Here is a 15,916-nt window from a genome sequence, read left to right as displayed (position 1 = left end):
AGTTTCATGCCATCCATCACGCAACAGACACGTCGTATGCTGACCATCGTCTTGGCAGGCTGGTCGGGCGCACTCTGGGCCAACGAGCTCCGCGACATCAGTTTCGTGACCCTGCCGGGCAATCGGGTCCAGGTGGTCATGACCCTGGCCGAGCCCATTGCCGCACCGCCTTCCTTTGCCACCGACAACCCGGCGCGCATCGCCATCGACCTGCCCAATACCAGGAGTCTGCTCAAGCGCAAGGTGATGCCCATCGGCGTCGGAGTCGCACGCAGTGTGGCTGCCATCGAGGCCGCCGATCGCACCCGGGTGGTGGTCAACCTGGTCGAGTCGGTACCGCACCAGATCCGTTCCGAGGGCAACCGCCTGCTGGTCGATATCGGCGGTTCCGGCGGTGTGGCCACCATGAAGGCCACGGATCACGGTACTGCGAGCGCAGCCGGCCAAGCCAGGGCCGCCGGGGGCGCCCAGGTTCTCAACATCGATTTCCGACGCGGCCCCGAGGGCGAGGGCAAGGTCCAGATCAAGCTGAGCGACCCCTCCATCGTGGTGGACATGCGCCAGGAGGGCCAGAAGATCGTGCTCGACCTGCTGGGTACCCGCCTGCCGGCCGAACTGGCCCGGGTGTTCGACGTGAGGGATTTCGCCACCCCGGTCACCGAGGTGGTGGCCCGCCCGCAGGGCAAGAACACCCGGCTGGTGATTGCCACCCAGGGTGAGTTCGAACACCTGGCCTACCAGGCTGAAGACACCTACACGGTCGAGTTCCGCGCGTTGACCCGGGCCGAGGTCGAGGAGCGTCGCGCGCGCCACAAGGTGTACGAGGGAGAGCGCCTGTCGCTCAACTTCCAGGACATCGAGGTGCGTTCGGTGCTGCAACTGCTGGCCGACTTCACCGGCCTGAACATGGTGGTCAGCGACAGCGTCGGCGGTCGTATCACCCTGCGCCTGAAGAACGTGCCCTGGGACCAGGCCATGGACATCATCCTCAAGACCAAGGGTTTGTCCATGCGCCGCAACGACAACGTCATCCTGGTCGCACCCACCGAGGAGATCGCGGCGCGCGAGAAGCTGGAACTCGAATCGCAGAAGCAGATCGAGGAGCTCGCTCCCCTGCGCTCCGAGCTCATCCAGATCAACTACGCCAAGGCCGCCGACCTGGCCGCACTGCTCAAGTCCAAGGAAAACAAGCTGCTCTCCGAGCGGGGCAACGTCACCATCGACGAGCGCACCAACTCGCTGCTGGTGCAGGACACCGCGGCCAAGATCAGCGAGATCCGCGAGCTCATCGGCAACCTCGACGTGCCGGTGCGCCAGGTGTTGATCGAGTCGCGTATCGTCATCGCCAACAACGACTTCGCCAAGGACCTGGGGGTCAAGCTGGGCCTGAGCGGACGTAACCAACTCAGTACCACCGACAACACCCTGGTGATTGGCGGTGGCCTGGCGGGCGACCTGGACGCCACGGCGATCACAGGGACGCCGATCATTTCGACCGGCGGAACCAACGAGAACCTGCTGGTCAATCTGCCGCAGACCCTGGCGGCGGGCAGCGGCGGCGCCATCAACTTCGTGCTGGGCAAGATCGGTTCGCACCTGTTGCGCCTGGAGCTCAACGCCATGCAGCAGGAGGGCAAGGGTGAGATCATCTCCAGCCCGCGGGTGATCACCTCCGATCAGAACAAGGCAGTCATCAAGCAGGGTGTCGAGATCCCTTACCAGCAGGCGACTTCCAGCGGCGCGACCGCCGTGGCGTTCAAGGAAGCCGTGTTGCAGCTCGAGGTCACCCCGCACATTACCCCGGACGACCGGGTGATCATGGATCTCAAGGTCAACAAGGACAACCCGGACTTCACCCGCTCGGTACTGGGCGTACCGCCGGTGGACACCCGGGCCCTGGAGACCTCGGTGCTGGTCGACAACGGCGAGACCGTGGTACTCGGCGGCGTGTTCGAACGTACCAAGTCGCGCAACATCGGCCGGGTGCCCTTCTTCGGCGACCTGCCCTACGTGGGTTGGGCTTTCAAGCAGGAGCAGGTGAAGGATCAGAACAACGAACTGCTGATCTTTGTCACCCCGCGCATTCTCAAGGACACGCTTTCATTGCGTTGATTCCCACCTTTCGATGGGCCGGGCAGGCGGCTTGCCGCTTGCCTGCGCGGCCCGTTTCTGGCATATCTGTCGGATGGCAAAACCGAACCGTATCTTTCTCATCGGCCCCATGGGGGCGGGCAAGACCACCGTTGGCAAGACCCTGGCCTCGCAGCTCGGTCTGAACTTCGTGGACACCGATCAGGAGATCCAGCGCCGTACCGGCGTGGATATCCCGACCATCTTCGAATACGAGGGCGAGGAAGGTTTTCGCGACCGCGAACAACGGGTGATCGATGATCTCACCCGTATCGACCAGCAGGTGCTGGCCACGGGTGGCGGCGCAGTGCTGCGGCCCGCCAACCGCGACCGCCTGTCGGCGCGGGGCATCGTGGTCTATCTGGCCTGCTCGCCCGAACAGCAGTACGACCGTACCTATCGTGATCGCAAGCGCCCCCTGATCCAGACCGAGGATCCGCTGGGTCGCTTGCGCGAACTGATGGCCGAACGCGAACCCCTGTACCGGGAGACCGCCGACTATACGGTGTCCACCGAGGGCCGTTCGGCGGGGGCGGTCGCCCGTGAGATCATCGATCTGGTGACCTGAGCCGCCAGGTGGCTTCACCGAGGAGAGCCTTGACGAGCATGTCGGCCGTACGCAACCTGCAAGTCGATCTGGGCGAGCGCGCCTACCCCATCCATATCGGTGAGGGCCTGATCGGCGATCCGCGCTACCTGGCGCCCCATGTTCGTGGGCGCCAGGTCATGGTGGTCAGCAACGAGACGGTTGCGCCCTTCTACCTGGAGCGCCTGATGCCGGCGCTCGCAGGTTTCCAGACGGCCACGGTCATCCTGCCCGACGGCGAGCAGTACAAGAACCTCGATATCCTCGATCGCATCTATACCGCCCTGCTCGAGGCCCGGTTCGACCGCAGCTGCACCCTGGTCGCCCTCGGTGGCGGCGTGGTGGGCGACATGACCGGCTTCGCCGCGGCCACCTACCAGCGCGGCGTGGACTTCATCCAGGTACCCACCACCTTGCTCTCGCAGGTCGATTCATCGGTCGGCGGCAAGACCGGCGTCAATCACCCGCTGGGCAAGAACATGATCGGCGCCTTCCACCAGCCGCGCGCGGTGATCGCCGATACCGCGACGCTCGATACCCTGCCCGACCGCGAGCTGTCCGCCGGCATGGCCGAGGTCATCAAGTACGGGCTGATCAACGATGCCGATTTCTTCGCCTGGCTCGAGCGAAACCTGCCGGCGCTCATGGCGCGCGACAAGGCGCTGCTCGCTGAGGCCATCGAACGCTCCTGTGCCGACAAGGCGGTGATCGTCGCCGCCGACGAGCGCGAGGCCGGGCAGCGCGCCCTGCTCAACCTGGGCCATACCTTCGGGCACGCCATCGAGACCGGCATGGGCTATGGCGAGTGGCTGCATGGCGAGGCGGTCGGCGCTGGCATGGCCATGGCCGCCGAGATGTCGCGCCGCCTCGGTTGGCTGGACGAGCACGACCGCGAGCGCGTCGACCGCGTGCTCGAACAGGCAGGCCTGCCGAATCGGCCCCCCGACGCCCTGGGGCCGGACCGCTTCCGCGAGTTGATGGCGGTGGACAAGAAGGTGCTCGGCGGAAAGTTGCGCCTGATCCTGCTCAAGGGCATAGGGGGAGCCCTGGTCTCTGCTGATTTCCCGCCGGAAGTGCTCGACGCCACCCTGGCCTCCTTCGCCCATGACTGAGGTCGGCGACTATTTCGACACCCCTCTGCGGCGCGAGCGTATGCAGTTGCTCGTGCACCTGGTCGCCAATGCCGAAGCGACACCCTACCTGCGTGCCCCGGCCGGGGCCGGCAAGACCCGCTTCCTGACCGAGCTGGGAAAGCGCCTGGTAACGGAGTACCAGGTGGTGCCGCTGGTTGCCGGTGGCGCCTTCGCACTACGTGACCAGCTCGCCGAGGCGCTGGGGCTCGATGCCGTGGATGCCGGCTGGCCGGCGGTTGTCACGGATCGGCAGGACGACCGTCCGCTGTTGCTTCTGGTGGACGATGCCCAGGCCCTGGGGCTGGGTGACATCGCCGACCTGCTCGATCTTGCCAGCGTCGGTGTGCACCTGCTGCTGGCGGGCTCGGGCGAGCTGGCACAATCGGCCAGCGACTGGGAGATCCAGTTCGTTGATCTGCCCCCCTTCAGCGAGGACGAGACCCGGGCCTTTCTCCAGGAGCGGGCAGGCACGACCCTCGAGGACTCGGTGGTTCGCGCTCTGCACCGCGCCGCGGGGGGGCAACCCGGCCCCCTGCTCGATGCCCTGGACGGCCTGTCGGGGCCGGCGGGCGGGGCCACCGTGACCGCGCGTCGCGGCCGGCCCTGGCCGTGGATCCTGGGCGGGTTGGCTGCCCTGCTGCTGCTCGGTCTGGCCTGGATCTATCAGGAGCGCATCAATGCCTGGTTCGAGCCCGGGGGCGAATCGTTGCCGGGCCCGACCGCATCGCGAGAAGAAACCCGCGGGGAAGCGGCCGTGCTGCCAGCCAACCGGCAGATCGATGACGAGCCGCCTGGCGATGGCGCGCAAGCGGGGACTCCCGCTGCCGCAACGGCGCCGGCTGCCGTGGCCGGTGACCAGGCTGGGGTCCCCGAACCGGTCGTCACCGCCAAGGCACCCGAAACCCCGGCCGCCAACGATGCACCGGAGGCCGGGCCGGCGGAAAGTGATCCCGTGCTCGATGCCATCATCGACGAGGCCATCCGAGCCGCGGCGCAGCCACCGGGCGAGGCGACCGCGATCCCGCAGTTGACGGCGAGTGCCGCCGAGCAGGCCACGCCCGGCACCCGTGCTTCCAACGGGGCGGGGGAGCCGTCGAAGACTGACCCCCCGCCGACGACATCACCTGCCCGTGCCGAGCCCCCCCCGGGGGACGACCTGGCCGCCAAGGCGGCGCAAACCACGACGGATACAACGGCGCCGGCGGTGCAGCCAGTTGTCCCGCCGCCGCCCCGGCCCGCATCCCGCGCCGCGAAGCCGCCAGCAGCGGCTGGCGGCAAATCGAAGGCTTCTCCAGCGCACGAATCCCGCAAGTCCCCGCAAAAGGGACGGGCCTGGCTGCTGGCCCAGCCGCCAGGCCATTGGACCCTGCAACTGGTGGGCTCGCGCGAACGCGCCTCCATCGATGCCTTCCTGCGGCGGCATCACATCGCACCGCCCTATGCGGTGTTCGAGCGCGAACTCGATGGTCGCCCCTGGTATTCGCTGGTCGCCGGCAGCTATCCCTCCCGTGATGCCGCGGTGGCCGCGCGCTCGCACCTGCCTGCCGCCATTGCCCGTGGTGGTGTCTGGCCGCGCACCTTCGCCTCGATCCGCAAACAGATGCAAGGGAACCTCTGAACAAGTCGTGAACCGGGATCTTGACGCCAGAATGCGCTATTTCTGCGTTGTGAATCTTCGCAATAGCGGGCTATTACGTGCGATTCGCGCTTTGAACTGACACGTTCTGACGCCAATCTCTTCGGCCCAGACTTGTTCAGAGGTTCCCAAGGGATTCCTCGATGATCGGCAGGAGGTCCGCCCCGGGCCGAAGGAAGGTCTCTGGGGGGGCTGGTCCCAATATAAGGAATCGATTATCCTAGCGGGTTCGCGGGCCAGTCCGCCCGTGCCGCCGGCCAGTCCGGTCGGCCAGTCCGTCCTTCCCGGACAAGGATTCCGCCCGGGTCGCCGACAGAGGCGGCCCGCTGTCAGCATGCAACGATAGAGGTTGGCGATGAGTTACAGCACCCTGCCGCCACAACAGGGCTTGTATGACCCTGCAAACGAACACGATGCCTGCGGTGTCGGCTTTGTCGCGCACATCAAGGGCAAGAAGAGCCACGAGATCATCCGCCAGGGTCTGACCATCCTGCTGGAACGGCTGCATCACCGCGGCGCGGTGGGTGCCGACCCGCGCGCCGGCGATGGTGCCGGCCTGTTGATGCAGATCCCCGACGCCTTCTTCCGCGCGGTGGTGGACTTCGAGCTGCCGCCCGAGGGCGAGTACGCGGTGGGCATGCTGTTCCTGCCCCGCGAGGACGCCTCGCGCGCGCGCGCCGAGCAGATCGTCGAGGAGTACATCGCCGCCGAGGGTCAGCGCCTGCTGGGCTGGCGTGAGGTGCCGGTGGACAACAGCGGCCTGGGCTACAGCGTGCTGCCCACCGAGCCGGTGATCCGCCAGGTGTTCGTGGGCCGCGGCGACAACTGCGGCGACCAGGATGCCTTCGAGCGCAAGCTGTTCGTGATCCGCAAGCAGATCGAGAACCGGGTGTGCGCGCTGAATCTCGAGGGCGGCGACGCCTTCTATTTCACCTCCTTCTCCTCGCGCACCCTGGTCTACAAGGGCATGCTGCTGGCCGGCCAGGTGGGCGAGTACTACCAGGATCTGAACGACGAGCGCATGGTCTCGGCGCTGGCGCTGGTGCACCAGCGGTTCTCGACCAACACCTTCCCCACCTGGGACCTGGCCCATCCCTTCCGCATGATCGCGCACAACGGCGAGATCAATACCGTGCGCGGCAACGTCAACTGGATGGCCGCGCGCCGGCACTCCATGGCCTCGGACATTCTGGGTGACGACCTGGACAAGATCTGGCCCCTGATCCCCGAAGGGCAGTCGGACACCGCCTGTTTCGACAATGCGCTGGAGTTGCTGGTGATGGGCGGCTATTCCATGGCGCACGCCATGATGATGCTGATCCCCGAGGCCTGGTCGGGCAACCCGCAGATGGACCCGGCGCGGCGCGACTTCTACGAGTACCACGCAGCGCTGATGGAGCCCTGGGACGGCCCGGCGGCGGTGGCCTTCACCGATGGTCGCCAGATCGGCGCCACCCTCGACCGTAACGGCCTGCGTCCGGCGCGCTACCTCATCACCGACGACGATCTGGTGGTCATGGGCTCGGAGATGGGCGTGCTGCCCATTCCCGAGGAGAAGATTGTCAAGAAGTGGCGCCTGCAACCGGGCAAGATGCTGCTGATCGACATGGAGCAGGGCCGCATCATCGACGACGCCGAGATCAAGGCCGAGCTGGCCGCCGCGCGTCCCTATCGCGAGTGGCTGCAGCGAACCCAGATTCGGGTCGACGAGCTGCCCGAGGCCGTCGGCGTGATGCCCCCCGACGAGGACACCCTGCTCGACCGCCAGCAGGCCTTCGGCTACACCCAGGAAGACATCAAGTTCCTGCTCACCCCCATGTTCATGACCGGCATGGAGGCGGTGGGGTCGATGGGTGCGGACAATCCGCCCGCGGTGCTGTCGAGCAAGCCCAAGCACTTGTCGCACTATTTCAAACAGCTGTTCGCGCAGGTCACCAACCCGCCGATCGACCCGATCCGCGAAGAGATCGTGATGTCACTGGTGTCGCTGGTCGGCCCGCGGCCCAACCTGCTGGACCAGACCTCCGGTGGCGAGAGCATGCGCCTGGAGTGCCGCCAGCCGGTGCTCACCAACGTGGACCTGGAGCGTATCCGCAACCTCGAGGACACCACCAAGGGGGCCTTCCGTACCTGCACCCTGGACATCACCTATCCGGCCGAACAGGGCGAGCAGGGCATGGAGAAGGCGCTCACCGCCTTGTGCCGCGCCGCCGAAAAGGCCGTCAGAGGCGGCCACAACATCCTGATCCTGTCCGACCGCGCGGTGGACGCCGACCACATCGCCATCCCGGCGCTGCTGGCTACCTCGGCGGTGCATCATTACCTGATTGAGCAGGGCCTGCGCACCGAATCCGGCCTGGTGGTCGAGACCGGCGCCGCGCTGGAGGTCCACCATTTCGCCACCCTGGCCGGTTACGGTGCCGAGGCGATCAACCCCTACTTGGCCTTCGAGACCATCCACGCGGTGTTGCCCGGGATCGACGGCGCGCCCAACCCCGAAGAGGCCTGCGCGCGCTACATCAAGGCGGTGGGCAAGGGCCTGTTCAAGGTGATGTCCAAGATGGGCATCTCCACCTACCAGTCGTACTGCGGCGCGCAGATCTTCGACGCGGTGGGCCTGTCCAGCGAGTTCGTGGACAAGTACTTCACGGGCACGGCGACCACCATCGAGGGCATTGGCCTGTCCGAAGTGGCCGCCGAGGCCGTGCGCTGGCATCGTAACGCCTATGGCAATGCGCTGATCTACCGCCGACATCTCGATGTGGGTGGCGATTACGCCTTCCGCATCCGCGGCGAGGACCACGTCTGGACGCCCGAGACCATCGCCAAGCTGCAACACGCAGTGCGCGCGGGCGACGCCCGTACCTACGAGGAGTACTCGCGCCTGGTCAACGAGCAGAACGAGCGTCTGCTCACCCTGCGCGGCCTGATGGAGTTCAAGTTCGCCGACGAGCCGGTGCCGCTCGACGAGGTCGAACCCGCTTCCGAGATCGTAAAGCGCTTCGCCACCGGGGCCATGTCCTTCGGTTCCATTTCCTACGAGGCGCACTCCACGCTGGCGCGCGCCATGAATGCCATCGGCGGCAAGTCCAATACCGGCGAGGGCGGCGAGGAGCCCGAGCGCTTCAATCCGTTGCCCGACGGCTCCCCCAACCCTGAGCGTTCGGCCATCAAGCAGGTCGCCTCGGGCCGTTTCGGGGTGACCACCGAGTACCTGGTGAATGCCGACGACATCCAGATCAAGATGGCGCAGGGTGCCAAGCCCGGCGAGGGCGGTCAGCTGCCTGGCCACAAGGTCAACCAGCAGATCGCGCGGGTGCGTCATTCCACCCCCGGCGTTGGCCTGATCTCGCCGCCGCCGCACCACGACATCTACTCCATCGAGGACCTGGCACAGCTGATCCACGACCTGAAGAACGTCAACCCGAAGGCGCGGATCAGCGTCAAGCTGGTCTCCGAGGTGGGCGTGGGTACCGTGGCGGCCGGTGTGTCCAAGGCGCATGCCGATCACGTCACCATCGCCGGTTACGACGGCGGTACCGGCGCCAGCCCGCTCACCTCCATCAAGCACGCGGGCAGCCCCTGGGAGATCGGCCTGGCCGAGACCCAGCAGACCCTGGTGCTCAACCGCCTGCGTTCGCGCATCGTGGTGCAGGCCGATGGCGGCATGCGCACCGGGCGCGACGTGGTGATCGCCGCCCTGCTCGGCGCCGACGAGATCGGCTTTGCCACCGCGCCGCTGATCGCCGAAGGCTGCATCATGATGCGCAAGTGTCACCTCAACACCTGTCCGGTGGGCGTGGCCACGCAGGATCCGGAGCTGCGCAAGCGCTTCAGCGGCAAGCCGGAGCACGTCATCAACTACTTCTTCTTCGTCGCCGAGGAGGTGCGCCAGCTGATGTCGAAGCTGGGCTTCCGCACCTTCAACGAGATGGTCGGCCAGATGGATCGCCTGGACATGCGCCGCTGCATCGACCATTGGAAGGCACGCGGCCTCGACTACAGCCGCCTGCTGCGCAAGCCGGAGCTGGCCGAGGGTGACACCTACTACTGTTCCGAGGAGCAGGACCACGGTCTGGCCGCGGCGCTGGACAATCGCCTCATCGAACTGGCGAGGCCGGCGCTCGAGGAGGGCAAGCGCGTCGAGATCGACATCGACATCGAGAACACCAACCGCACCTTCGGTGCCATGCTCTCGGGTCGGCTGGCCGAGCGCTATGGCCATGCCGGCCTGCCGGATGACACCATCGTCATCAACGCGCGCGGCACCGCCGGCCAGTCCTTCGGCGCCTGGCTGGCGCACGGGGTGACCATCCGTCTCGCCGGCGAGGGCAACGACTATGTCGGCAAGGGCCTGTCCGGCGGCAAGCTGATCATCGCTCCGCCCGAGGAGTGCGGCATCGAGCGTGCCGAGGACAACATCATCGTCGGCAACACCGTGCTGTTCGGCGCCATCAGCGGGGAGTGTTATTTCCGCGGCGTGGCCGGCGAGCGCTTCGCGGTACGCAACTCCGGGGCCACCGCGGTGGTCGAAGGTGCCGGTGATCACTGCTGTGAATACATGACCGGCGGCATCGTGGTGGTGCTGGGCCCGACCGGGCGCAACTTCGCGGCCGGCATGTCCGGCGGCATCGCCTACGTGTTCGACGAGGCCGGAGACTTCGAGACCCGCTGCAATCTGGCGCAGGTCGAGCTCGAGCCCGTGTCCGAGGAAGACGATGCGCTCGAAGCGCTGGGCCATCAGGGTGGCGACCTCGAGACTCACGGTCGGGTGGACGTCTCGCACGACATGACCCGCTTCGACGCCATTCGGCTGCGCCAGCTCATCGAGGATCACCTTGCGTATACCGGCTCGGCAGTGGCCAGGCGCATCCTCGACGACTGGGAGAACAGCCTGTCGAAGTTCATCAAGGTGATGCCGGTGGAATACCGCCGCGCACTCCGCGAGATGCAGGAACAGCAGCGCCAGTCGGCGGCTTGATTGATGGATTAACCACAGAGGACACAGAGGGCACAGAGTTTTTACTCGCACTTCGGTCTTCGATGGTACGGGCGACAGCTTGACCATCGATGCATCGAAACAACCAGGGAATATGCCCATGGAGGCATGGGCTGGTGATTCGAGCGGGACACAAATACGTCGACGGAAAAGTCTCTGTGTCCTCTGTGGTGAAAACACAGTATTCAGGTAACAAACAATGGGCAAGCCAACCGGTTTTAAAGAGATCCCGCGCCAGGAGCGCAGTTATGCGCCCGTGGCCGACCGCATCCGGCACTTCGACGAGTTCGTCATCCCGCTCAGCGACGAACAGCTCAGCGCCCAGGGCGCGCGTTGCATGGACTGTGGCATTCCGTTTTGCCACCAGGGTTGTCCGGTCAACAACCTGATCCCCGACTGGAATGACCTGGTCTATACCGGCGACTGGCGCGAGGCGCTCGAGATGCTGCACTCGACCAACAACTTCCCCGAAGTCACCGGCCGCATCTGCCCGGCGCCCTGCCAGGAGTCGTGCACCCTCAACATCACCGACGAGCCGGTGACCATCAAGAGCATCGAGTGCGCCATCGTCGACAAGGGCTGGGAGATGGGCTGGATCAAGCCCCAGGTCGCGGCACACAAGACCGGCAAGCGGATCGCCGTGGTCGGCTCCGGCCCTGCCGGGCTGGCCGCTGCCCAGCAGCTGGCACGGGTCGGTCATCACGTCGTGGTCTACGAACGCCAGGACCGCATCGGCGGCCTGCTGCGTTATGGCATTCCCGACTTCAAGCTCAACAAGAAGCTGCTCGACCGGCGTATCGCGCAGATGCGCGCCGAGGGTGTGGAGTTCCACATCAACCGTCACATCGGCGTGGACATCCCGGCGCGCCAGCTCATCGACGAGTTCGACGCCGTGCTGCTCGCCGGGGGCTCCGAGCAGCCGCGTGACCTGCCGGTGCCGGGCCGTGATCTCGAAGGTGTGCACTTCGCCATGGACTTCCTGCGCGCCAACAGCAAGGTGGTGCAGGGCGTGCCCGGTGCCGAGGAGTACCTGATCTCTGCCAAGGATAAGGACGTGGTGGTGATCGGCGGCGGGGATACCGGCTCCGACTGCATCGGCACCTCGGTGCGTCACGGCGCGCGCTCGATCACCCAGATCGAGATCATGGATCGCCCGCCCGAAAAGGAAGACAAGGACCTGGTCTGGCCCGACTGGCCGCACAAGCTGCGTACCTCCACCTCGCAGGAAGAGGGCTGCGAGCGCATGTGGAACGTGCTCACCAAGGAATTCCTCGACGACGGCAACGGACACGTGCGTGGCCTGCGCTGCGTCAAGGTGCGTTGGGAGCGTGACGAGCAGGGCCGGATGCAGATGCACGAGATCGAAGGTTCCGAATTCGAACTCAAGGCCGACCTGGTGACGCTGGCCATGGGCTTCGTCCACCCGGTGCACGAGGGCATGCTCGAGGAACTGGGCGTGGCGCTGGATGCGCGCGGCAACGTGCGGGGCGGTACCGAGGGCCGCGACGCCTACCGTACCTCCATCGACGGTGTCTTCGCTGCTGGCGACATGCGCCGCGGTCAGTCGCTGGTGGTCTGGGCCATCCGCGAAGGCCGCCCGGCCGCTGCCGCCATCGACGAATACCTCATGGGGCGCACCGATCTGCCGCGATAGCTTGATTTACCACAGAGGGCACAGAGAACACAGAGTGTGGGGGGGCAAGGGGGCCATGCAGATTACCCAGTAATATCCGCGCTTTCTGTGGTTATTTCCACAACCAAAAGTAACAGCCCCATGGATGGAGACCCTTTGACAAGGAAAATCATAGGTTGCGCGATCGAGGTGCATCGCACCCTGGGGCCAGGCCTGCTGGAATCGGCCTATCAGCGATGTCTCGTTCACGAACTCGGTGCTCAAGGGCTGAATTTTGATGCAGAGCTGCCTCTCCCCGTTCGGTACAAAGAGGGTTCTCTCGATTGTGGCTACAGGATCGATATCCTGGTGGAAAAACGGTATTGTTGGAGTTGAAGAGCGTCGAAAAGATTGCGTCTGTCCATGAGGCGCAGCTTTTGACCTATATGCGTTTGGCGAAGGTCGGCATTGGTTTGCTCATCAATTTCAATGTGCCTCGCTTGGTCGATGGTATCCGGCGTTATCGAATTTGAAGTCTCTGTGCTCTCTGTGTCCTCTGTGGTTGAAAATCAAAATGACTGAACTGAAGAACGACCGTTTCCTGCGCGCCCTGCTACGCGAGCCCGTGGACACGACCCCAGTGTGGATGATGCGCCAGGCCGGTCGTTACCTGCCCGAATACCGCGCCACCCGCGCCAAGGCGGGCAGCTTTCTCGAGCTGTGCAAGAACCCCGAACTGGCCTGCGAAGTGACCATCCAGCCGCTGGAGCGTTTCCCGCTGGACGCAGCCATCCTGTTTTCCGACATCCTCACCATTCCCGACGCCATGGGCCTGGGGCTGTACTTCGGCGAGGGTGAAGGGCCGAAGTTCGAGCGCCCGGTACGCGACCGTGCCGCCATCGAGGCCCTGGGCGTGCCCGACATGGAGGACGACCTGGGCTACGTCATGGACGCGGTGCGCACCATCCGCCGCGAGCTCGACGGCCGGGTGCCCCTGATCGGCTTCTCCGGCAGCCCCTGGACGCTCGCCACCTACATGGTCGAGGGGGGCAGCACCAAGAACTTTGCCCGCTCCAAGGGCATGCTGTTCGACGCCCCCGAACTGATGCACGCCCTGCTCGGCAAGCTGGCTGATGCAGTGACCGCCTATCTCAACGCCCAGATCGCCGCCGGTGCCCAGGCCGTGATGATCTTCGACACCTGGGGCGGCACCCTCACCCCGCGCGACTACGCGGCCTTCTCCCTGGCCTATATGCAACGCATCGTCGATGGCCTGACCCGCGAGGCCGAAGGCCGCCGCGTGCCGGTGATCCTGTTCACCAAGGGCGGCATGGGCTGGCTGGAGATGATGGCCGACACCGGTGCCGACGCCCTGGGGCTCGACTGGACCATCGACATCGGCGAGGCACGCCGTCGTGTCGGCGACCGCGTGGCGCTGCAGGGCAACCTCGACCCCTGTACCCTCTACGCCTCGCCCGAGGCCATCCGCCGCGCGGTGGCCGAGATCCTGGAGAGCTATGGCCAGGGCTCGGGGCACGTCTTCAACCTGGGCCATGGCATCCACCCCGAGATCCCGCCCGAGCACGCCGCCGCCATGGTCGAGGCGGTGCATGAGTTGAGTCGGGCGTATCATGGCTGAGTTTTGAGAGCGAGCCACGCGATGATACCTACTTTGGCGAGCGGTCGAGAAAAGCAACATGGCTGGTAAATCTTCCTCTCCGATATCCAGGAAAAGTGCCAGGATGCCGCAAGCTTCAAACGGGGATTCTCGGCAGGCCGAGTTGAAGCACGCACTGGCCGCGGCGGTGCATGCACTGAATCGCCAAGATTTTGGGCGGGCGAAGGCGATTATCGACGAGGTACGAAAGCATTTTCCCAGCCACCCCGACGCGCTTCACTTGGCGGGGTACATCCAATTGGTCGAGGGCAAACCCGACGATGCCATTGGACTGATAAGGCAAGCGATCCGCAAGGCACCCAAGGTCGGGCTCTATCATTACAACCTTGGGATGGCCTATTTCATGAAGCGGGAACTGGAAAAGGCCCGCGACGCGTTTCAAGCGACCATTCGGTTGGACCCCAAGTCACGTGACGCCATTGACAATCTGGCCATTGTCCAGCACGAGTTGAAGCGCCTGCGGGAGGCGGAGGTCCTGTTCGAGCAGGCGGTGAAAATCTCGCCCGAAGATCCCAGGGCCTGGCTGAACCTGGCCAAGATCCGGATGGAATTACGCAAGCCCAGGCAGGTGGACGAGGCCGTAGCTCGGGCGGCAGAGCTGGCTGATGCCGAGGATGGTGATTTCCTGCACGAGGTGGGCAAGATCTATTACGGCCTCAGTCGTCACGAATTGGCGGAACGTTATTTCCGGCGAGCCATCGAGAAGACATCCGAAGATCCGCTCCTGTTCTATGCCTTGGGTAAGGTACTTGGCGAACGAGGTGAATACGGCGATGCCGAAGAGGCTCTGAAGAAGGCGCGTGAATTGGGTGCCTCCATTCCGAAAACCGCGTTGGCGTTAGCCGATTTGTATGTTACTTCCGGCGAAATCGAAACAGGGCGGGGTGCTCTTGATGAGGCGGTGGAACAAGGTGGCGACGATCCCGATATCCTGTTGGAGGCAGCGCAGACGCTTTCGCTCATCGGTGATTTCGATCTGCAGGAAGCCTTGTTGCAGCGGATACTGAAAAAAGACCCGGAGAATGTCGCTGCGCGTGTCCATCTGGCATTCGTGCCCAAGCGCAAGTTGGATGACACCGGTGTCGCCTTTATGGAAAAGCGAATCGATGATCCGGCCATCGATGCGAAAGTGCGCACCTCGATGGGTTTCGCACTGGGCAACCATTACCGCAACATCAAGGAGTATGACAAGGCCTTTCGCTATTACAAGCGCGGCAACCAGCTCAAGGGATACAGCTGGGACCGGCTTGCTTACCGGGGGTGGGTCGATCGTACCCTGAAGATCTACAGTCGTTCGTTCTTTGAAGAGCGCGCCGACTGGGGGCTGGACAGTCGCTTGCCGGTGCTTATCGTGGGCATGCCCCGTTCAGGTACGACCCTTACCGAACAGATCGTCTCGGCGCATTCCGCCGTGCATGGTGCGGGCGAATTTGGCGCCGTGACGGGCCTCAGTGCCGGGCCCGGACTTCAAGTGCCCCGGATTCTCGACGAGGCCGAGAGCATTCTGGCTGTGGATGCCGTCGATTGTGAGGCGATGGCTCGGAACCATCTGGCCCGTCTCGAGGCGCAGGCACGCCATGGCGAGTCCTTCGTGACCAACAAACTGCCCCACAACTTTCAACTGTTGGGCCTGTTTGCGCTGGAGTTTCCGTGCGCGCCGGTGATCCATATCCGGCGCGATCCACGCGACAACCTATTGTCGATCTATTTCCAGGATTTTGGCGGCTACCACCCCTATGCCTACGATCTGAAAAACCTGGCGTTCCAGTACTGGGAGCAGGAGCGTCTCATGAGTCACTGGAAATCGCTCATTCCCAACCCCGTGTTCACGCTCGATTATGAGAAACTGGTCACCGACCTCGAAGGGATGATCCACCGCCTGGCAGCATTCCTCGGTATCACGGTCGAGGATGCCATGAAGCGCTTCTACGAACAGGAACGCCAGGTGCAGACCGCGAGTAAGTGGCAGGTTCGTCAGAAGCTCTATTCAACGTCGATCGGGCGTTGGAAACCCTACGAAAAGCATCTGAGGCCGCTGTTCGAGGCGTTACGCGAATTCAAGCCGGACGATATTCCGGACGAGTACGGCCTGTTCGAAATGTAGGACTACGATCCCTGGCATGGAAGGGGGCTGGCAGGGCG

At 64.7% G+C, this 15,916-nt stretch carries 8 protein-coding genes and 1 pseudogene; all 9 read left to right on the top strand.

The genetic code is table 11. From position 1 onward, the window contains the following. The first annotated feature begins 6 nt into the window (after positions 1-6). The 9 genes and pseudogenes from pilQ to EBS_RS12265 all read left to right on the top strand — a co-directional run bounded on the left by pilQ (position 7) and on the right by EBS_RS12265 (position 15,878). Positions 7-2,112 carry a type IV pilus secretin PilQ gene (gene pilQ / locus EBS_RS12305; RefSeq protein ID WP_052199580.1) on the top strand — a complete coding sequence of 702 codons (2,106 nt, stop codon included), beginning with the start codon at positions 7-9 and terminating at the stop codon, positions 2,110-2,112. 73 nt (positions 2,113-2,185) lie between these two features. Further along, entirely contained in the window at positions 2,186-2,698 is a 513-nt protein-coding gene (gene aroK, locus EBS_RS12300) for a shikimate kinase AroK (RefSeq protein ID WP_043108939.1), read from the top strand. A 38-nt stretch (positions 2,699-2,736) separates the two neighbouring features. Then, positions 2,737-3,828, top strand: coding sequence for a 3-dehydroquinate synthase (aroB, locus tag EBS_RS12295; protein ID WP_043108938.1), 1,092 nt, complete (start codon positions 2,737-2,739; stop codon positions 3,826-3,828). Continuing rightward, positions 3,821-5,467 (top strand): SPOR domain-containing protein, encoded by a 1,647-nt coding sequence (locus EBS_RS12290; RefSeq protein WP_043108937.1) that lies wholly within the window; start codon positions 3,821-3,823, stop codon positions 5,465-5,467. The genes aroB and EBS_RS12290 overlap by 8 nt, the downstream gene beginning before the upstream one ends. A 373-nt stretch (positions 5,468-5,840) precedes the next feature. Beyond that, complete coding sequence (gltB, locus tag EBS_RS12285; protein WP_043108936.1) at positions 5,841-10,466, top strand: glutamate synthase large subunit; 4,626 nt, start codon at positions 5,841-5,843, stop codon at positions 10,464-10,466. Between the two features lie 217 nt (positions 10,467-10,683). Further along, a complete protein-coding gene (locus tag EBS_RS12280) occupies positions 10,684-12,138 on the top strand; it encodes a glutamate synthase subunit beta (protein ID WP_043108935.1) in 1,455 nt (484 codons plus the stop codon). A gap of 120 nt (positions 12,139-12,258) precedes the next feature. Next, positions 12,259-12,629, top strand: a pseudogene (locus EBS_RS12275) (GxxExxY protein). 41 nt (positions 12,630-12,670) lie between these two features. Then, complete coding sequence (gene hemE, locus EBS_RS12270) at positions 12,671-13,735, top strand: uroporphyrinogen decarboxylase (RefSeq protein ID WP_043108934.1); 1,065 nt, start codon at positions 12,671-12,673, stop codon at positions 13,733-13,735. Positions 13,736-13,877: 142 nt separating this feature from the next. Then, a complete protein-coding gene (locus EBS_RS12265; protein ID WP_043108933.1) occupies positions 13,878-15,878 on the top strand; it encodes a tetratricopeptide repeat-containing sulfotransferase family protein in 2,001 nt (666 codons plus the stop codon). Positions 15,879-15,916: the final 38 nt, after the last annotated feature.

The organism is endosymbiont of unidentified scaly snail isolate Monju (genome assembly GCF_000801295.1).
Classification (GTDB): domain Bacteria; phylum Pseudomonadota; class Gammaproteobacteria; order Chromatiales; family Chromatiaceae; genus MONJU.
Note: the sequence above shows the minus strand (reverse complement) of the source record. Positions and strands in the feature narration are given on the sequence as shown.